The organism is Acinetobacter sp. Brlt_5 (genome assembly GCF_051949055.1).
GTDB lineage: Bacteria > Pseudomonadota > Gammaproteobacteria > Pseudomonadales > Moraxellaceae > Acinetobacter > Acinetobacter indicus.
Map to the genome: position 1 here is coordinate 40,288 of NZ_JAYJLP010000011.1, position 19,047 is coordinate 59,334.

General features: G+C 48.8%; 17 protein-coding genes and 1 pseudogene. 9 read left to right on the forward strand and 9 right to left on the reverse strand.

Going from position 1 to position 19,047, the window contains the following annotated elements; genetic code table 11:
- The first annotated feature begins 12 nt into the window (after window positions 1–12).
- The 4 genes from VF685_RS08965 (at window position 13) to VF685_RS08980 (ending at window position 4,605) form a co-directional block, all read left to right on the forward strand.
- Entirely contained in the window at window positions 13–567 is a 555-nt protein-coding gene (locus tag VF685_RS08965) for a CC0125/CC1285 family lipoprotein (protein ID WP_005180882.1), read from the forward strand.
- 10 nt (window positions 568–577) lie between these two features.
- The gene (locus VF685_RS08970) at window positions 578–1,882 is read left to right on the forward strand and encodes a DUF445 domain-containing protein (protein ID WP_440203611.1); all 1,305 of its coding nucleotides are present in this window, start codon (window positions 578–580) and stop codon (window positions 1,880–1,882) included.
- Between the two features lie 87 nt (window positions 1,883–1,969).
- Window positions 1,970–3,124: a methionine aminotransferase gene (locus VF685_RS08975; RefSeq protein ID WP_440203612.1), complete on the forward strand. Its 1,155-nt coding sequence runs from the start codon at window positions 1,970–1,972 to the stop codon at window positions 3,122–3,124.
- A 113-nt stretch (window positions 3,125–3,237) separates the two neighbouring features.
- A complete protein-coding gene (locus VF685_RS08980) occupies window positions 3,238–4,605 on the forward strand; it encodes an MATE family efflux transporter (RefSeq protein ID WP_440203613.1) in 1,368 nt (455 codons plus the stop codon).
- 329 nt (window positions 4,606–4,934) lie between these two features.
- On the opposite strand, the gene VF685_RS08985 is transcribed toward VF685_RS08980, so the two are convergent.
- Window positions 4,935–5,774 carry an SDR family NAD(P)-dependent oxidoreductase gene (locus VF685_RS08985; protein WP_016658706.1) on the reverse strand — a complete coding sequence of 280 codons (840 nt, stop codon included), beginning with the start codon at window positions 5,772–5,774 and terminating at the stop codon, window positions 4,935–4,937.
- A 215-nt stretch (window positions 5,775–5,989) separates the two neighbouring features.
- On the opposite strand from VF685_RS08985, the gene VF685_RS08990 reads away from it, so the two are divergent.
- The 3 genes from VF685_RS08990 (at window position 5,990) to phoR (ending at window position 8,989) form a co-directional block, all read left to right on the forward strand.
- Window positions 5,990–6,691 (forward strand): TetR/AcrR family transcriptional regulator, encoded by a 702-nt coding sequence (locus VF685_RS08990; RefSeq protein WP_286385154.1) that lies wholly within the window; start codon window positions 5,990–5,992, stop codon window positions 6,689–6,691.
- A 222-nt stretch (window positions 6,692–6,913) separates the two neighbouring features.
- Window positions 6,914–7,624: a phosphate regulon transcriptional regulator PhoB gene (phoB, locus tag VF685_RS08995; RefSeq protein WP_005180894.1), complete on the forward strand. Its 711-nt coding sequence runs from the start codon at window positions 6,914–6,916 to the stop codon at window positions 7,622–7,624.
- 9 nt (window positions 7,625–7,633) lie between these two features.
- Window positions 7,634–8,989: a phosphate regulon sensor histidine kinase PhoR gene (phoR, locus tag VF685_RS09000; RefSeq protein ID WP_016658705.1), complete on the forward strand. Its 1,356-nt coding sequence runs from the start codon at window positions 7,634–7,636 to the stop codon at window positions 8,987–8,989.
- A gap of 61 nt (window positions 8,990–9,050) precedes the next feature.
- Here the strand turns inward: phoR and asd are convergent, their stop codons facing one another.
- The 5 genes and pseudogenes from asd to VF685_RS09025 all read right to left on the reverse strand — a co-directional run bounded on the left by asd (window position 9,051) and on the right by VF685_RS09025 (window position 14,364).
- A complete protein-coding gene (asd, locus tag VF685_RS09005; RefSeq protein ID WP_005180897.1) occupies window positions 9,051–9,902 on the reverse strand; it encodes an archaetidylserine decarboxylase in 852 nt (283 codons plus the stop codon).
- On the reverse strand, window positions 9,899–10,741 hold the full coding sequence (locus tag VF685_RS09010) for a sulfurtransferase (protein WP_005180899.1): 843 nt from the start codon (window positions 10,739–10,741) through the stop codon (window positions 9,899–9,901). The genes asd and VF685_RS09010 overlap by 4 nt, the downstream gene beginning before the upstream one ends.
- A gap of 169 nt (window positions 10,742–10,910) precedes the next feature.
- A complete protein-coding gene (gene pncB / locus VF685_RS09015; RefSeq protein WP_087662325.1) occupies window positions 10,911–12,110 on the reverse strand; it encodes a nicotinate phosphoribosyltransferase in 1,200 nt (399 codons plus the stop codon).
- A 98-nt stretch (window positions 12,111–12,208) separates the two neighbouring features.
- Window positions 12,209–12,703, reverse strand: coding sequence for an ankyrin repeat domain-containing protein (locus tag VF685_RS09020; RefSeq protein WP_171431540.1), 495 nt, complete (start codon window positions 12,701–12,703; stop codon window positions 12,209–12,211).
- 143 nt (window positions 12,704–12,846) lie between these two features.
- Window positions 12,847–14,364 (reverse strand): annotated as a pseudogene (locus tag VF685_RS09025) (catalase).
- A gap of 226 nt (window positions 14,365–14,590) precedes the next feature.
- On the opposite strand from VF685_RS09025, the gene dtd reads away from it, so the two are divergent.
- Window positions 14,591–15,031, forward strand: a complete 441-nt coding sequence (gene dtd, locus VF685_RS09030) for a D-aminoacyl-tRNA deacylase (RefSeq protein ID WP_035363358.1) — start codon at window positions 14,591–14,593, stop codon at window positions 15,029–15,031.
- 69 nt (window positions 15,032–15,100) lie between these two features.
- Here dtd and VF685_RS09035 read toward each other — a convergent pair whose 3' ends face one another.
- The 3 genes from VF685_RS09035 to serB all read right to left on the reverse strand — a co-directional run bounded on the left by VF685_RS09035 (window position 15,101) and on the right by serB (window position 17,698).
- A complete protein-coding gene (locus VF685_RS09035; RefSeq protein ID WP_016658700.1) occupies window positions 15,101–15,586 on the reverse strand; it encodes a hypothetical protein in 486 nt (161 codons plus the stop codon).
- 154 nt (window positions 15,587–15,740) lie between these two features.
- Entirely contained in the window at window positions 15,741–16,076 is a 336-nt protein-coding gene (aciT, locus tag VF685_RS09040) for a ciprofloxacin tolerance protein AciT (protein ID WP_005180916.1), read from the reverse strand.
- A gap of 401 nt (window positions 16,077–16,477) precedes the next feature.
- The gene (serB, locus tag VF685_RS09045) at window positions 16,478–17,698 is read right to left on the reverse strand and encodes a phosphoserine phosphatase SerB (RefSeq protein ID WP_005180917.1); all 1,221 of its coding nucleotides are present in this window, start codon (window positions 17,696–17,698) and stop codon (window positions 16,478–16,480) included.
- Window positions 17,699–17,775: 77 nt separating this feature from the next.
- Here serB and VF685_RS09050 point away from each other — a divergent pair, with 77 nt between their 5' ends.
- Complete coding sequence (locus VF685_RS09050; protein WP_005180919.1) at window positions 17,776–19,029, forward strand: hypothetical protein; 1,254 nt, start codon at window positions 17,776–17,778, stop codon at window positions 19,027–19,029.
- Window positions 19,030–19,047 lie beyond the last annotated feature (18 nt).

Here is a 19,047-nt window from a genome sequence, read left to right on the forward strand (position 1 = left end):
CAGGAGAACAGCATGAAACATCTAATTCTTGGTTTAGGCCTCGGGCTCAGTCTGCTGCTGGGCGGCTGTGCCACCACACCATCCAAGCCGCTGACCTTTGACCAGCTGGGCCAATATTCGGTGACGCCACTGAACAGCCAGACCTATCGCATCAGTTTTCAGGCCCGCCCCAACATGAGCTTTGGCACCGCCGAAGAAATTACCCTGGTCAAAGCTGCGCAAACCACGCTGCAACAGGGCCATACCTTCTTTAAAGTGCTGGATGATCCGAGTAACCGCAGCCAGCAGCCACCGCGTCAGGCTGTGGTCTATCCGGCACCGAGCTTTTATCCGTATGGCTATTACCGTCGCCATCCGGCTTTCTGGCCTGACCCATTTTATGACTACCCGCAGGTCATTAATGTTGACCCGATTCAGGTTTCCTATACGATTCAATGTTATAAAGATCAAAAAAGTGCCCCAAGTGATGCCTTTGATGCTCGCCTGATCTTGCAGTCACTGGGTGGAAAATACGGGCTCAGTCCAGGCGGTCAGGTGTTACAGCCACCGGTAGCCACTTCAAACTAGGGAAACATGCATGCAGACAGCGCCAGCACCGACTTCTCCAAACCTGCAACGCAGCAAGCGTTTTGCTACCATGGCCCTGATCACGGCCGTGCTGGCCTGGATCTGTTTAATGGTGCTGGCCAAACTGCTGCCCGACTATATCTGGCTGATTCATATTCTGATGCTGTCGGCTGAAGCTGGCGTGGTCGGCGGGCTGGCTGACTGGTATGCGATTACTGTGCTGTTTCGTAATCCCTTTGGCCGGCTGCCCATTCCCAAGTTTCTGCGGGAACATACCGAAATTATTCCGCGCAACAAAGACCGTATTGCCGAGTCGACGGGACGTTTTGTTCAGGAAAATTTCCTGTCGCCGCAAATTGTACAGCGCAGCCTGCACAATACCGATGTATCGCTGGCGGTGGGCAAGTGGCTGGCCAATCCGCAGAATAACCAGCAGGTCAGCCAGCTAATTCAACAGACCGTACCGAAGATTTTTGAATTTGTCGGGCAGGAACAGATTGGCCGCTTTATTCAAAGCAACAGTGTGCAATGGGTCAAAAATACTGACATTAATTATCTGGCCAGTGAAATGCTGCGCGCAGTGCTGGAAAATGATTTCCATCAGGATGTGCTGCAACGCGGGCTGGATCTGGCGCATGACTGGATGCTGCAACATCCGGTAGAAACCCGCGAGCTGACCCGCACCCTGTTTAAAGAACTGGGCGTGTGGCGTCTGGCCAGAGGTGCCAGCTGGATTGGTATTGATGTACAGCAGCGCACCATCGACTCTTTACTGGAACGGGTCGATTCGATGCTGGCCGATCCCGATCATCCGTGGCGACAAAAAGTGGAAGATATGGCGCATCAGCTGATGCAACAGCTGGCCGATCAGGACAGTGCCGCCAGCCAACGCCTGAACCAGACCAAAAATGCCCTGCTGGACAGTCCGCAAGTGCTGAATTTTATTAGCGGTGCAGTGGTGATTCTGTGTGATGCAATCCGGGCAGATCTGGAAAAACCCGATTCCGGTATTGCGGAAAACCTGCGCGTGGCCATTCAGCAGGTCGGTGAGAACATTATCAGTAACGGCGCCGTGCGCCAGTTGCTAAATGACAAAATGAGCGGCATCGCCGTCAATCTCTCTGACCAGTACAGTGAAAAAGTGATCCGTTTTATTAGTGAGCGGATTCATGAATGGGATTCACGCGAGATGATTGGCAAAATTGAAAACGAAGTCGGCGGCGACCTGCATATGATCCGGGTCAATGGCGTGGTGGTGGGGGCCTTTATTGGTCTGGCACTGGGGATTATCCGGGCGCTGGTCGAATTGATTTAATTCAGTTTTTTCGCCCACTGCTTCAATTGCTGGCGGATGGCGGCTTATCATGCGATGTACATAATACAATAACGGTAGTCAATGGTCATGCTTGAACTTCAATCTAAACTTCCTGCGCTTGGCGTGACCATTTTTAGTGTCATGACCACCCTGGCTCAGCGCCTGAATGCCCTGAATGTGTCACAGGGTTTCCCCGATTTTCCGGCCCCACCGGCCCTGCTGGAGGCCCTGTGTCAGGCGACATTAGAGGGCCAGAACCAGTATCCACCCGGTGATGGACTGTTATTGCTCAGAGAACAGCTGGCCACGCAAAAGCAGCAACAGACTGGCCGTTCGTTTGATCCTCACACCGAAATCAGTATTACCGCCGGCGCGACCATTGCCATTTTCTGTGCCATTCAGGCGGTGGTGCAGGCCGGGGATGAAGTGATTATTTTTGATCCCAGCTATGACAGTTATGCTCCCACCGTGCAACTGGCTGGCGGGAAAGCTATCCATCTGGCCTTGCAGCCGCCCCATTTTCAGGTCGACTGGAATCAGGTCAAAGATGCCATTCATGATCGTACCCGTATGATCATCGTCAATACTCCGCATAACCCGAGCGGTACGCTGTGGTCAGCCGAAGACTGGCATACCCTGATTGAGCTGATTCAGGATCGCAATATTGTCGTACTGTCCGATGAAGTCTATGAACATCTGGTCTATGACGGCCAGCAGCATTATTCAGCGCTTGATTTTCCAGCTCTGCACGAGCGCAGTTTTGTGATTGGTTCTTTTGGTAAAACTTTTCATGTCACCGGCTGGAAAACCGGTTATTGCATGGCTTCACCGGCTTTGATGCAGCTGTTCCGGCAGGTTTATCAGTTTGCCAATTTCTGTGGCGTAACCCCTGTGCAAGTCGCGCTGGCGCAATTTATGCAGCAGCATCCAGAGCATATTGCAGAACTGGCTGCGTTCTATCAGGCCAAACGCGACCGCTTTCAGGCCGGTATCCAGCACTCCCGTTTTCAGTGGATTCCCGCGCAAGGCACCTATTTCCAGAATCTGGACTATCGCGCCATCCGCCCGGATTTAAACGATCTGCAGATGTGCCAGTATCTGGCCGAGCAGCACAAGATTGTGGCGATTCCGATTTCTGCTTTTTATCAGACCCCGCCGGATGATTTACGCCTGATTCGGGTCTGTTTTGCCAAAAAAGATGAAACGCTGGATCGGGCCGCAGAAATTTTCTCGGCCTGTTAACACGAGTACGTAAGATCAGCTAAGTTACGCAATTGCTAAGGCTTTTTGCTACAGGCTCATGCTAGGGTAAAGCCATTCATGCACACGATCATAAACCGGTTACAGGATTGCTCATGCCGCAGCATCAACCTTTGGTGAATCAACACAAGCTCTGGAAAACCTTTCTGATTTTCCTGCTGCCGCTGATTGCCACCAATATTCTGCAAAACCTGTCTGGCACCATCAACACCGTCTTTGTTGGCCAGATGATGGGTGTCGATGCCATTGCAGCAGTGGCGGTATTTTTCCCGATTCTGTTCTGTTTGATGGCCTTTGTGATCGGGCTGTCAGCCGGTTCAACCGTGCTGGTCGGGCAGGCCTGGGGTGCGCAGAATATTGAAAAAGTACGCTGTGTGGTCGGCTCGACCCTGTTTATGACCCTGATTGGCGGCACCATCATTGCCATTTTAGGCGTGATTTTCGCCAAATCCATTCTGCTAGCCTTAGGTACCGATCCGCAGGTGATGCATCTGTCGTTGCCCTATGTGCAATGGATGCTGGCCGGTAGCCCGCTGCTGTTTGTCTATATTATTTACACCTCCATTTTACGCGGCGTGGGCGACAGTATTACCCCCTTAATTGCCTTAGGCATGACCAGCCTGATCGGGCTGTTTATTACCCCGGTGCTAATTGCCGGCTATTTTGGTTTTCCGCGTCTGGGGATTATTGCTCCGGCCATTGCCACCATTATTGGTTATCTGGCGGTGCTGATTTTTCTGGCGGTGTATCTGAACAAGAAAAACCATCCGCTACGACCGGATTGGCAATTGCTGAAAAATATTCGCCATCAACCGATCTTGAGCAAGATTATTTTACGTTTGGGTATTCCGACCGGCATTCAGATGGTCACCACGTCGGTGGCCGGTCTGGTAATTGTCGGGCTGGTCAACCGTTATGGCGCTGAAGCCACAGCGGCTTATGGTGCGGTGAATCAGGTGCTGAACTATATTCAGTTTCCGGCGCTGTCGATTGCCATTGCCGCCTCTATTTTTGGTGCGCAGGCGATTGGGGCTGGCAAGTCCGATTTACTGGCCAAAGTCACCCGTACTGCTTTGGGCATGAACCTGATGATTACCGGGATGCTAGTGGTGCTGGCCTATTTATTCTCGAAATATTTAATGGCGCTGTTTATTACCGACCCGCAGGTGGTCGGGTTAGGCCAGCAGCTGCTGTTTATTGTATTGTGGTCAATTCTGTTCTTTGGTGCCAGTGCCATTTTCGCTTCGATTATGCGTGCCAGCGGGACTGTGACCGTGCCAATGATTATTAATGTGCTGGCAATTTTGCTGATTGAAGTGCCATGTGCCTATCTGTTCAGTCAGTGGTGGGGACTGCAAGGCATCTGGTATGCCTATGCGCTGGCCTTTGTCAGTCTGTGTATTTTACAGGGTCTGTATTATCAGTTTGTCTGGAAGAAAAAGACCATTGAGGTGTTGATTTGAGGGCAGGAGATAGCACCTGATTAATTTCCTGAATCACCGCTTGTGCCAATTGCGAAGATAATTGAATACCCTGAATCTCAGCGCCAATACGGCCATTAATCGGTTTGACCTGAATATGTTGATAGTCATAGCTCATGTTAAATTTCCTTCATTTCTCTTTTGATGTTTTTAAAGGTTTCCACTCGGGATGAGCTGATGATGTCAAAACAGCTTATTCAAATCTGTCAAAAACTTGACAGTTTTATTCTGAATTTCAGATAAATAAAAAATGAAATATGCTGAACAGCCACAAAAAAGCCCGCTTAACGCAGGCTTCTTTAAAATACAGTTTATTTACGGCCTTTGCCCAGCTGGGTCGCCACCGCCATCACCCGCTGATAGCCACTAGGGACAATCCGCTGAATTAAATCAATGGCTTTGGCATCATTACCAATCAACAAACGGCGTTTATCTTTTAAAACCGCATCCAGAATATCGCGTGCCGCATGCTCTGCCGGATAACGCAATAATTTATTGAAGGAGCGTATCGACTTTTCTGAATTCATGCCCAGACTGCTCAGACTGTCATTCATTTTCGCGGCGTTGGCAATATTGGTCCGAATCCCGCCCGGATGCACACACAGCGCACTCACGCCACAGTTCTGGATATCCAGTTCCTGACGTAACGACTCGGTATAACCACGTACCGCAAATTTGGTCGCGTTATAGGCCGATTGGGTCGGCTGCGCAGTAATCCCGAACAGGCTGGAAATATTGACAATATGGCCATCACCAGTCTGTTTGATATACGGCAAAAATTCTTTGGTGCCATGCACCACGCCCCAGAAATTAATCCCGACAATCCACTCCAGGTCTTCATAAGAGGCACCTTCAACAGTCGATCCTAAGGCCACCCCGGCATTGTTAAAAATCATATTGACCGAGCCATGATCCTGCACGGTCTGTTCAGCCCAGTGCTTCATAGCCGCCCGATCTGCCACATCCACCTGCGCCGTGGTCACTCGCACGTTATAATCACTCAGCAAGGCTTTGGTTTTAGCCAAACCTTCTTCATTAACATCACTTAAAGACAGATGACAGCCCTGCTGGGCCAATAATACGGCCAGCTGCTGGCCAATGCCTGAACCTGCTCCGGTAATCGCCGCGACTTTATTTTTAAAATTTTTCATTCCGCTTCCTTTTTATGGATGGTCTTGCTGCGTCCCTCAGGCACGGCAGCGCACTTCAATTTCACCACTCAAATATAATTTTGACAATAATCATTGTCAACGCAAAAGCCCGCAGATTTCTGTCTGCTGCGTTCAAATCTGAGTGCCAAACTTCGCACTTAGCGCAAAATCTTGTTAATCTATAGCAATATAGGATGTGAACTGGCCTTTTTACTATGACCGAAGCACAACACCCCGCTCCCCCAAATGCGCAGAATACCCAAAATAAAGAGCGCCAATTTAAAGGATTATCGCTGAGCGAGCGCAAACAGCTACGCCGGGAAAAACTGATTGAAGCCGGCCTGCACGCCTATGGCACGCATGGTTTTTTTGCGGTCACGGTGAAAGATATTTGTACCGAGGCCAAACTCACCGAGCGCTATTTCTACGAATCCTTCAAAAAAAGTGAAGACCTGTTCCAGACCATTTTTTTACAGCTGATTGATGCACTGCAACACAATGTGATGCAGGCCATCATGCAGGCCTCGACCAATCCGCAAAAAATGATTGAAGCCGGTTTAACTGCCCTGCTGACTACGCTCAAAGACAACCCGCAGATGGCTCGGATTATTTATATTGATGCCATGCTGGTGCAGGAACTGCATAATCAGGCCACCATTCAGGAAAGCATGGCACGCTTTGATCGCATGATTCAGGCCTTTGTCATGCTAATGATGCCAAACCTGCAGCATTCAGAGCGTGAACTGTCATTAATTGCCAGCGGCCTGAACGGTTATGTCACCCAAATTGCCATTCGCTGGGTCATGAGCGGCTTTAAGCAGTCAATGGATGAAGTGCTTAGCGCCTGTAGCGTGGTGTTCATTTCCCTGCTCGAACATTTTTCCGAAGCAGAGCCAGAAAATACCAAAAAAGCCTGAATCCCTGTCATCAAACTGCAAGAAAAATTAAATATTTGAATCTTTTATTTAAATTTTTTTAAATTAATTCCGGATTCAGCCCATTCTGTACAAAAATTGTCACAAAACATTGCGAAAATAGCGCTGTCTGCCCTTTCTGCAATGATACTGTCATAATTAATCTTTGTAATAAGCCTGTCATAAATATAAACGGTTCACCGTTCACTTATAGGGTATTGCGTTGTGAAAGATGACTACATTTTAATTGTCGATGATGAACTTCCAATCCGAGAGATGATCCATACCTCATTGGATATGGCCGGCTTTCATTGCTTACAGGCTGAAGATGCCAAACAGGCGCATCAGATGATCGTCGATCAACGCCCGGCACTGATTTTGCTGGACTGGATGATGCCTGGCGGCGTCAGCGGTGTTGATTTGTGTCGTCGTTTAAAACGTGATGAAAACCTGGCGGAAATTCCGGTGATCATGCTGACTGCACGCGGTGAAGAAGACCACAAGGTTCAGGGTCTGGATGCCGGTGCCGACGACTACATGACCAAACCGTTTTCTACCCGCGAGCTGGTATCACGCATCAAAGCCGTACTGCGCCGTGCCAATGCCCTGAATGGTGAAAAAACCATTGATGCCAACGGCCTGATTCTGGATCCGGTTAGCCAGCGCGTCAGCTTTGGCGACAACATTCTGGACATGGGTCCAACCGAATATCGTCTTTTGGCCTTCTTTATGACGCATCCGGAACGTGCCTATACCCGTGCACAACTACTTGACCAGGTCTGGGGTGGCAACGTATATATTGAGGATCGTACCATTGATGTGCATATTCGTCGTTTACGCAAGGTGCTGGAGCCTTTTGGCGCAGACCGCTTTGTACAAACGGTTCGTGGCACTGGATACCGTTTCTCAACCCGTGCGGATGTCGCCTTAGGTTAATCGCTTTTTATGTATGAACCATACCCTGTCCCCGAACTGGCCCGTGACCACAAGAATGTCCGTTACAGCAGTTTGTGGACTTTTGCCAAACAAGATCTCCGTTTACTGATCTTTTTTTTAGTAATTGCAGGTTTTATTGGTCTCGGGATCGAACAGTTCTGGATCTGTATTTTTATTGGCTTTCTGGCGTTTTTCGCCACCCAAATGCGCTCCCTCTATCTGGTCAATGACTGGATTGCCAACCGTCCCTATGATGTTCCCCCCAATTTGCATGGCATTTGGGGGGCTTTATTATTTAATGTCTACCGCTCGCAGCGTCAGGAACGTATTGTCCAGGCCGAAATGGTCGGGCTGATTGACCGCGCTCAGTCGTCACTAGTGGCCCTGGCCGAAGCGGTAGTGCTGATTGATGATAACCATCAGATCGAATGGTGGAACCCGGCAGCAGAGCGCCTGCTCGGCATTCAGCCACTGGATCGTGGTCGCAATATTTTAACCATTTTGCGCCAACCGGCATTTATTGAATATTTTCATCATATTGATCAGGCACCAGATGGCTTGAAAATCAAATCGACCGTGCTGGATGAACACTATGTGCAGGTCAAAATGACCCGCTTTGGTGGCGAAAGCCGCCTGCTGGTGGCACATGACATGACCCGGATGCACAATCTGGAACAGATGCGCAAAGACTTTGTCGACAATATCTCGCACGAATTACGCACCCCGCTGACCGTACTGAGTGGCTATATTGAAACCTTTACCGACCAGGAAGATATGAATCCGCGCTGGAAACGTGCCTTTGAACAGATGCAGTCGCAAACCCGGCGTATGAATGCGCTGGTCAATGACCTGCTGCTGCTGTCGCGTCTGGAAAATGAAAAGACCATTGCTAAAAACCAGATTATTGACATGCCAAGTCTGATGAACCAGCTGTTTGATGATGCGCATGCCTACAATATTGATTATGGCCATACCCTGAATCTGGATATCGACAGTCATTGCGACCTGATTGGCTCCGATATGGAACTGGCCAGTGCCTTTAGCAATTTAATTACCAACGCCATCAAATACACCCCGAAAGGCGGCACCATTACCATTGGCTGGCATGATGATGGCGAGCATGGCTATTTTAGCGTGCAGGACACCGGCATCGGCATTGATCCGAAACACCTGCCGCGTCTAACCGAACGTTTTTATCGGGTAGATAGCGCGCGTAGCCGTCAGACCGGCGGTACCGGTTTAGGGCTGGCCATCGTCAAGCATGTCTTGATGCAGCACAATGCCCATTTAGAAGTCGAGTCCAAAGAAAATAGCGGCTCAACCTTTAAGGCCGTCTTTCCCAAAGAACGGCTGTATAGCCTTTAAACCGAATACCCATAAAAATGCCCGGATTAATCCGGGCATTTTTCATTTCAATACAAACAGCTTAGAGGCGATGACCCATGGCTTTGCCCATTTCCACCAGAGAATTGGCCTGATACTGCGCATCCCACTGCATTTTATCCTGTTCAAATAAAATCACTGCGGTAGAACCGAGATAGAAACGGCCTAATTCGGCGCCTTTTTCCAGGAACAGGTCATGCTGGTTCAGCTCCAAACGGCCCGATGGTTTGACCTTGCCGGTGGCAACCGTTTCAATACCGGCCACAATCATGGCACCCACCAGCACCACCGCCATCCGGCCCATCTCGGTATCAAACAGGCAGACCATGCGTTCATTACGGGCAAACAGTCCCGGAATATGTTCTGCCGTGGTCTGGTTCACTGAAAACAGCTCGCCCGGTACATACAGAGTTTCAGTTAAGGTACCGGCAAATGGCATATGCACCCGGTGATAATCCCGCGGTGATAAATACACGGTGGCAAACTGACCATTTTTAAATGGCTCGGCCAGCTGCGGATCGGCAATCAGGTTTTCAACCGTAAAGTTCTGGCCTTTGGCCTGAAAAATTGCACCATCTTCAATTTTACCCAGCTGGGAAATCGCGCCATCAGCCGGAGAAACAATGCTGTTCGGATCGGCATCGACCACACGCACCCCATCTTTTAAGGCACGGGTAAAGAATTCATTAAAGGATTTGAATTTCAAGGCATTGCCTTGCTCGGCAATCGACATATCAATTCCGTACTGCATTTTAAATGCCTGAATTACTGCGTTTTTCACCATCGGGTGTTCACTGGCAGCAATTTTACCCACCACACGAGACAACTGGTGCTGGGGTACCACGCGCTGGGCCTGAATAAATAATTGTTTTTTTAAACGAGATGTGAGGCTCAAGACGGCAACTCTCCGGTAATGATAGGACTGTCGAGGCGATTGCCCCATTCACTCCACGCACCTGCATACGCCCGGATTGGCCAACCCAGTAAACGTCCCAGAATATAGGCCAGACCGGAACGATGATGAGACTGGCAGTACACCACCACCGGTTGGCTTAAATCAAAGCCAAGTTGTTCCAGACGTTGCTGCGTGCGTTCTAGCGGATGCAATTTTAAATGATTTTCGCGGTCAAGGGCAGTACTCCACTCGAAATGTCGGGCGCCCGGCATGTGACCGCCGCGTCGCGCCGCCAGTCGCTGTCCGCTATATTCTTCTGCAGTGCGGCAATCCCAGAGTTGCAGTTCAGCACTTTGTACCTGCTCTAATAACGCATCATATTGAATTTGATACTGATCATTCAGCTGTACCGGCACCAAATGCTCAACCGGCGCAAAGCTCGGCAGCTCCGACGAGGTCGGCAGACCGGCCGCCAGCCAGGCATGAATCCCGCCATTGAGCAGGCTAGTGTTTTCAAAACCTAAACAATGTAAATTCCACAGCAAACGCCCGGCCCAGGCTCCGCCTTCATCGTCATAGGCCACCACATGATGCTCAGGGGAAATATTTAAATAGCGGATCAGTTCTTCCAGGCCGTCCTGCTCCGGCAATAAACCCGAAGCATACTCTTCCTGACGCAGCAATAGTTTTGGCTTTACATGTAGCGCATGTGGAATATGCAGCTGTTCATAGACCGAGTTGCGGCTTAAATCGACAATACGTAATTTTTCACTGCCTAAATAGGGCACCAGGTCTTCGGCTTCAATCAACAGACCGAAATTGATCGTGGCATCATTCATCGTGGTTGTATGTTTTATCACTATCCTTGTCCCTGATGTTAGCACAAGTCATTTTTAGGATTATCCTGAATTTCTGCATTCCTTGCGCAGAAAAATGGATAGAGGTCAACCCGCCATCAGGGAGAGGACGAGGTCCAGCCTTTGTACTGGACCTGGCCTGTATTTTTGCTTATTCCTGAATATCAAACACCTGACGCAAATAAGCGAGGAAGGTGTCGTTGTCGGTCATGGTTTTGCCCGGACTGTCGGAAATTTTGGCCACCGACTGACGGTTACATTCCACCAGCTTTAACACAATATTCAGCGGAGTTTGTCCCATATCATTGGTTAGGTTGGTGCCAATCCCGAAACTGACCTGAAAGCGGTCTTTAAAGTAGTTGTGTAGCGCCCAGGCTTTTTCCAAGGTCAGGCCATCACTAAAGGTCAGCATCTTGGTTTTGCTGTCAATTTTCAGCTTTTTATAATGGGCATAGGCTTTGTCGCCCCAGCTATACGGGTCACCACTGTCATGGCGCAGGCCATCAAACAGTTTGGCAAAATACAGGTCAAAATCACGCAGGAAGGCATCCATCCCGACCACATCGGTCAGGGCAATCCCCAAGTCACCCCGATATTCCTGTACCCAGGTTTCCAGCGCCGCTTTCTGGAAGTCACGTAAACGCACATCCAGCGCCTGAAAGGCCTGTAAAAATTCATGCGCCATGGTGCCAATTGGAGTAATGCCAAGCTGTTTGGCCAGCAGCACATTGCTGGTGCCGCGGAATACACCCGGCGCGGCGGCATTAATCTGCTGCACCACATGCTTTTGCCAGGCAAAGCTGTAACGGCGGCGTGTACCAAAATCCGAAACCAGAAATGGCGGATCTTCCGGATTCTGCTCGGCGGCATATTGCTGCACCAAGGCCACTTTGGCCTGTAGACGGCGTTCACCTTCGGCCAGCACCTCGTCACTGCGAATACGGCTGAAATACAGCTCATTGACAATGGCCAGCACAAAAATCTCGAACATCATGGCCTGAACCATCGGGCCTTCTACCACAATATCCAGACGCCCTTCACTGTCGATGCCGGCACGAATAAAACGGCGCTTGAGCTGGAACAGTTCCAGATAATCGACAAAGTCGCTTTTGATAAAGCGTAAACTGCGCAAATACTGCAGTTCATCTTCGCTAAATTTCAGGCGGCACAAATGATCCAGCTGTGCATTTAAATCATCCAGAATATCCGCCAGTGGATAGACCGTATCTTCCAGATTACGGCAGCGGAAATGATAGACACTGTGGGTTTGCGGGAATTTATGTAAGACCACCTGTAGCATGGTAAATTTGTACAAGTCGGTATCAAGCAAAGAGTGGATGATTGGTGCCATAAGAGTTCGTTTTTGCTGTACTCCTTGCATTAAAGCATAATTTTTACAGCGATATTTAACCTTTTGTATCGACCATTGGGTAAGAACCTGGCGCTCGGCTAGTCCTCACTCAGCTTCTGAAATTGCTGCTGTTGGCCAAATACCCGGGCAAATTCTTCGGCAGTCAGCTGGCCGGTCTGGACCGCGTGAGCATCACAATCGACCTGACGTAACTGCCGGGCAATACCCCACTCGGCTTTTACAATGGCTGCCATTAGCGCGGTATGACCTTTCTGGTCACGTGCACAGCGGTCGGCGCCATAGGCCAGCAAGGTGCTGACAATTGGCTGATGGCCATAATACGTCGCCATCATTAATGGCGTAAAACCGGCCGAATTACGGACATCGACCGGAAAACCGTGCTGTAAAAATTCCTGAATCACGTCATGCTGGCCACTGCGGGCAGCCGCAAAAAACAGATCAATCAGCTCTTGTGCGGCAGATGATGCTACGGTTTGGCTTGTGGCCGAGAATGAATCTGCTTGTGCCCAGGCTGGTGCTGCGCCTACTCCCAGGCTGAACAGTCCGGCACAGAGCATGGTGAAAATACGCATCTTGCTGCTCCTGTCTGAATCGGCAAAATAAAGAGGTGCCTGTAAAACTCCCCCTAGGGTGCAGGAAAGGTTTGGAGTTTTACAGGACTTTTCGGAGGTGATGCGCTATACCCTAGTCACCAGTTCCTCAAGACCAATCGAGATTAGTCTTTTAATTTTGCAGCTTTAGCTTTAACCGTCGCCAGGTTACCGTTCACCGCTTTGGTCATACGGGTACCGTAGTCTGCATCTGCCTTGTAGAAATAAGACAACATGATGTGCTTGGTTTCTGAATCTTTCACTGCACCTAAGTCAGCAGCCAAGTTCATGATCAGGTCATCTTTCTCTTTAGCTGTGTATGAACGGTACAGCTCACCTGCCTGCTTGAAGTTCTGCTCTTTCACGCCAATTTGCTGTACATGACCAGATAGTGGTGTTTGTACCGCACGTGCTTTTTCAGTGGCAGCTTTTGGCTCTTTACGGCTTGGCTCATAGTTCACATCTGAGTCACGCTCAGATACATTCATGTAGCCATCCTGGTTATTGTTGTTCACATTTACCACTGGACGGTTGACTGGAATCTGCTGATGATTTGCACCCAGACGGTACATTTGTGTATCTGAATAAGAGAAGATACGGCCTTGTAACAGACGGTCTTCTGATGGCTCGATACCTGGAACCAGGTTACCTGGCGCAAATGCTGACTGTTCAGTTTCATTGAAGAAGTTCTTCGGCATACGGTTCAGGGTCAAGGTACCGACTTTAGTTTCTGGAACCAGCTCAGTTGGCCAGATTTTAGTTGGATCTAGCGGATCGAAATCAAACTTGCCCAGGTCTTTAGGATCAAGCACCTGAATATATAAATCCCATTTCGGATAGTTGCCGGCATAAATATTGTTATACAGATCATTGGTCAGGTGGTTAAAGTCCTTACCCTGCATGTCACGGGTCTGCTCCAGATTCATGCCCTTTACGCCCTGCTGGGTACGGAAGTTAAACTTCACATATTTATATTCGCCTTTGGCGTTATACAGCTTGAAGGCATGTACCCCAAAACCATCTAAATGCCGGTAACTCAGCGGTGTTCCCAGATTGGAATAGACATAAGTCAACATATTTACCGACCACGGCTGGCTTTGTAAAAAGTCAAAAATCCGGTTCGGGTCCTGTACATTGGTCACCGGACTTGGCTTCATGGCGTGAATGAAATCTGGAAACTTCATCGCATCACGAATAAAGAACACCGGCAGATTGTTGCCGACCAAATCCCAGTTGCCTTGCTCCGTATAAAATTTCAGACCAAAACCATGCGGATCACGCAGGGTTTCCGGCGAACCTTTGGGATGAATGACCGTAGAAAAACGCAGGAACACCGGTGTTTTGGTACCGGCTTTAAACAGTGAGGCCACGGTTAAGTCAGATAAATCTTTGGTCGCCACAAATTCGCCATAAGCGCCCGTGCCACGGGCATGTACCACCCGCTCAGGAATACGCTCCCGCCCAAAACGCTGCAGTTTCTGCACCAGTTGTACATCTTGCAGTAACACGGCACCGTTTTCACCGGCAGTGATCGAGTTCTGGTTATCGCCTACGGCTGCGCCATTGTCTTTGGTGAGTACTGCTGCTTATGTGCTCAATGTCATGGTTGCCAGCATCGCAACCCATAATGAATGTTTCACCATTCCATCACCTCTTGTTTATGCTTTCCCTTTCCTGCAGGCAAAAAATAGCAATCATGACAAAATTGTGAAAACGGAATATTTTTATAACCAGAATCGTTTTATTAGATAAAACATCAATCCCATATTGGTTTTAAGAGATTTATTCAACAAAAAGCCGACGTTCTCTGTTTTGGATCGCAATTTGCTACAATCTCTCCCCATCAACACAGTCAGACAGTTCATTCGTATGCGCGCATTATTACAACGGGTTCTTGAAGCCAAAGTGGTGGTAGAGGGAGAAGTCACCGGCCAGATCCAGCACGGTATTCTGGTTTTTTTAGGTTTGGGCAAAGACGATAATCTGGACAAAGGCAAAAAGCTGATTGATAAAATCCTGAAATATCGCTTTTTTGATGATGAACAGGGCAAGATGGGCTGGAATGTCAGCCAGGCCGGCGGCGGTATTTTACTGGTGTCGCAGTTTACCCTGATGGCCCAGACCCAGAAAGGTTTACGCCCTGACTTTGGCCCGGCGATGCCCCCCGCGCAAGCCAAAGAACTGTATGATCAGCTGGTGGACTATGCCAAAAGCCAGTTTGCACAGGTAGAAACCGGTATTTTTGCCGCCGATATGAAAGTGCATCTGGTCAATGACGGGCCGGTGACCTTTCAGCTGGAAATTGAATAAGTCTCTACCGGGTGCATAAAAAAGGTCTTCCACTGGAAGACCTTTTTCTTGGGCGTTTTGACGCAGCAATCAGATTGATTTGCCGGTTTTCTGTTTAATAAACTGACGCGCCATTTTAATTTTTTCTTTGACCGGTTTCGGCAGCTTTGGTGGCACCAGTTTCGCCACCTGGTTAAACCAGACCAGCAGACCAAAATCACCTTCCATTTTAATGGTGCCATTTTGCATGCCGGTCATAAAGGCAGTCGGATCGCCTTTCATTAGGGTTTTCACGCCCTGCTCGCTATCGGCAAACTGTAAAATAAAATCGGCTTTTTCAGCATCACCCGACACGGTATCAATGTCGCCATTATTGACAATAATCTGACGGGCAAAACCGGTATCGGTACCAATTTGGATGCGGAACTGACGCTCATGAACCAACTCAATAAATTTAGGGCTGGTACGGGCAAGCTGCTTCATACGCAAAGCCAAACCTGTCACGAGTAAATCAAGCGGATCCGTGCTGACATCAACCAGAGGGAGTTTCACGACAGGAATTGAGGAAAGTTTCATGACGTCCGGGCCTATTGTAATTGTTGGGTTAGATTGCTTTTCATCCTACCATAAACAGCTGATTTTTCAGCAAGGCTTTGTATAACAATCATTATCGAAAGTAAAAAAAAATGTACATGACTGTACATTTTTTGGACGTTTTATCTGTATAGACTTAACGGCTGGAATACTGCTGCTGGTCATCTTCATACACTGGGGTATGTTCGATATAACGTCTTTTGGCCAATGCACGCTCTGCACGACGGTCTTCGCGTAGCAGAAGCAATGTCACAACAATCATCGCCAGGGTTAATGCAGACAGATAGCTGTAGGTCACAGGCAGTTCAAAAACAGTTTGTACGCTAAAACGGACCGTTTCTAAAATGCCCCAAAATGCCATACCGGCCAACATGAAGCTTAACCAACGACGATAAGGCGAAAAGAAAACAGCAATCAAAGCAGCCGCTACCAAGCTCAAGCCGACTATAGTTGCTAAATTCGCTGTTAACATAAAAACCTCCGTCCAAAAATGGATGTGGATCTTGTCGAGTCCCCATGCCATCTTCAATACTTGTAAATGAATGGCAAGGCCAATTTCAAATCTATGGAAGCATTATGAGTAGTTTTCTGGATAAAAAAAGACTTAAATTTTGACCACGCGACACACATTGTCGCAATATTATATTGTCATTACACTTTTTTAATTTTAAAGATTTCTGAAGATAAGGCTACTCCTTCTTTCGCGTGTCATTACAAAAAAACAACCTGCAAAACTGCCCTGAAAAATATTTTTTTCGATGTTTTTAAAGCAGATTTCGATTCAGTCAAAAAATGAATATTTGCCCTTGTTCACTGATTTTGCATAAAAAAAGCGCAGCCCTTATGCTGCGCTTGATTCAACCTGTGATGTGCTTAAGCCCGGTTCAGGTCTTTATCATGGACACCTAATAGATACAAAACACCATCCAAGCCAACGCTGGAAATCGCCTGATTGGCATTTTCACGTACCAGCGGTTTGGCACGGAAAGCAACCCCCAGACCGGCAATGGATAGCATTGGCAGGTCATTGGCACCATCACCTACCGCAATGGCCTGCTCCAGAGAAATACCCATTTTCTCGGCCAGTTCACGCAGCAACAGGGCTTTACGCGCACCATCCACAATATGGCCTTTCACTTCCCCGGTTACCACGCCATGCTCGACATCCAGAATATTGGCATGTACTTCATCAATCCCCAGCTTGTCCTGCAGATATTCGGCAAAGTACTGGAATCCGCCCGATAGAATCGCAGTGCGATAGCCCAGGGCTTTTAAGGTCGAAATCAGACGCTCGGCGCCTTCAGTCACGGTTAAACGCTCGGCGATTTTTGGCAGAACCGACGCATCCAGACCTTTTAGCAAGGCCACACGGGCACGGAAACTTTGCTGGAAATCCAGCTCGCCCTGCATGGCACGCTCGGTAATTTCAGCCACTTGTGCACCGACACCGGCTTCAATCGCCAGTTCGTCAATCACTTCCTGCTCAATTAAGGTTGAGTCCATGTCAAAGCAGACCAAACGACGGTTACGGCGATAAGCATTGTCTTCCTGTACCGCGACATCGACGCTTAGCGCGTTGGACAGGCTTAAACAGGCGGCACGCATGGCTGCGGCATCGAGCATCTGACCGCTTAAACCAAACTGCACACAGGCACGTTTTGGCCCCTGGCTGGAACCATCTGCTGCCGGACGGCCAGACAGACGGGTCACGGTCTCAATATTGAAACCCTGGCTGGATACAATTTGTGTTACTGCCTGCAGATGAGAGGCATTGAGTTCTGGCGCCAAAGCCGTCACGATGTAACGAGTACGGCCACCTTCATTGACCCATTGTTCATACTCTGTTGCAGAGATCGGTTTAAAGCGCACAGTTAAGCCAATATCATGTGCTAAAATCAGGATCTCTTTCATGGCTAATGCGGTAGCCGTCTGGTCATCTGATGAGACGACAATACCTAAAGTCAACTGGTTATGAATGACCGCCTGACCGACATCTAAGATTTGTAAGGAATGAGCGGACAGAACCTGCATTAATCGAGTAAACTGATTCGGTTGGTCAGGTCCTAAAAATGATATAAGAATGATTTCTCGCATGAATTGACTCGGGTCTGAGCTACAACTATTGTTAGAATCATAATCGAAATTAAGTAGAATTACTTTGGAAGTTTACGTTGAATGCGCCTAGACAAGGGCTATTTGCTAGCCTACTGACCATAAGTTTTGCCTTGCATACCTTTTTACTGGTACTGGCAACGACTCACCAGCTCAATGAAAATCGGGCCAGTCAAGGCCAGCTGATCACCAGCCAGCTGGTCACAGACAGCCTGTCCGAGCTGGAACCGGCCAATACCGTTTCACTGGCGCTTCTGGCCGATCGTTATGCTACCAACCCGAGTATTGCCTCAATTCGCATTCTGAATACCAACAATCAGGTGCTGGCCACCGGTGGCCTGGCCAAAACCCGTCAGGGTGAAGTCTTTGTACGCGATGCGCTGCAAAACGAAAAGAAAGTCGGCACCATTGAAGTGACCCTGGTCAAACCAAGTATTGGCGAAATTCTGCGTACCCAGTGGATGGCGATTCTCAGTTCGCTGTTTATTCATGCCCTGCTGTGGCTGGCCTATCGTGCGATTGCCCGTCCAAGCCGTTCAGAATATCTGGCGCGTATCAACAATGAATCGCGTCTGAAACACGAAATCCAGAATCTGACCCAGGCACTGGAGCAGGAAAAACACAATACCGCATTGGCGATTGCACAGGCGCAGCAACAGGCCAAAGCCGCACCAAAACTGAAAGAAAACAAACCGGCCCCGGTTGATCAGCATACAATTTCGTTAAACATCCAGTTCTATGATCCGAAACAGTTGATGGATACGGTCAACAAAACCGTTTCGGTGCCGTATTTTAATCTATGCCAGATTTTCCTGAACAAGAGCATCGAGCTGTGTGTGCAGCACTATAAACTTAGCCAGCAGGATATCACCACGGTACAACCATTCCATGAAGATGGCGCCACCTTAAGCATGTCGGCCGATAAACCGAATGCGGCACCGTGTCTGGCGATGATTGGCACCGTGTTCCAGCTGCTGTCTGAAGTGCTGTATAAACGCTACCGTGAAGAAAAACGCTTTGTGCTGCAAACCCGCAGTGCACTGTCCAGCCCGGTCGATGCCATGCAGCTGTCTTCGGTGCAGGCGGCAGAACGCTTGGTCAGCCAGCTGTCAGCTAAGGAAAATGCGGTGCATTTACCGCATGAATTACTGAAAACCCTGTCCGATCATTATGAACTGGTCAGTATGCCAAACCCGACCAATGTGCTGACCCGGCATGCCTATATGGTCAATGGCATGGACAGTGAAGCGGCCGAACTGGCCCAGCAGTTAAGAACTGAAATTTTACGTGGCAAGCACTCTAAAGCGTCTTAAGACGCAGCAGCCGCTGTC

Coding starts and splice junctions, on each gene's coding strand:
- phoR (WP_016658705.1), top strand. CDS start 7,634: ATGTATGAACCATACCCTGTCCCCGAACTGGCCCGTGACCACAAGAAT.
- VF685_RS08975 (WP_440203612.1), top strand. CDS start 1,970: ATGCTTGAACTTCAATCTAAACTTCCTGCGCTTGGCGTGACCATTTTT.
- VF685_RS09020 (WP_171431540.1), bottom strand. CDS start 12,703: ATGCGTATTTTCACCATGCTCTGTGCCGGACTGTTCAGCCTGGGAGTA.
- VF685_RS08980 (WP_440203613.1), top strand. CDS start 3,238: ATGCCGCAGCATCAACCTTTGGTGAATCAACACAAGCTCTGGAAAACC.
- VF685_RS08985 (WP_016658706.1), bottom strand. CDS start 5,774: ATGAAAAATTTTAAAAATAAAGTCGCGGCGATTACCGGAGCAGGTTCA.
- VF685_RS08970 (WP_440203611.1), top strand. CDS start 578: ATGCAGACAGCGCCAGCACCGACTTCTCCAAACCTGCAACGCAGCAAG.
- pncB (WP_087662325.1), bottom strand. CDS start 12,110: ATGGCACCAATCATCCACTCTTTGCTTGATACCGACTTGTACAAATTT.
- VF685_RS08965 (WP_005180882.1), top strand. CDS start 13: ATGAAACATCTAATTCTTGGTTTAGGCCTCGGGCTCAGTCTGCTGCTG.
- VF685_RS09010 (WP_005180899.1), bottom strand. CDS start 10,741: ATGAATGATGCCACGATCAATTTCGGTCTGTTGATTGAAGCCGAAGAC.
- VF685_RS09035 (WP_016658700.1), bottom strand. CDS start 15,586: ATGAAACTTTCCTCAATTCCTGTCGTGAAACTCCCTCTGGTTGATGTC.
- dtd (WP_035363358.1), top strand. CDS start 14,591: ATGCGCGCATTATTACAACGGGTTCTTGAAGCCAAAGTGGTGGTAGAG.
- serB (WP_005180917.1), bottom strand. CDS start 17,698: ATGCGAGAAATCATTCTTATATCATTTTTAGGACCTGACCAACCGAAT.
- VF685_RS08990 (WP_286385154.1), top strand. CDS start 5,990: ATGACCGAAGCACAACACCCCGCTCCCCCAAATGCGCAGAATACCCAA.
- aciT (WP_005180916.1), bottom strand. CDS start 16,076: ATGTTAACAGCGAATTTAGCAACTATAGTCGGCTTGAGCTTGGTAGCG.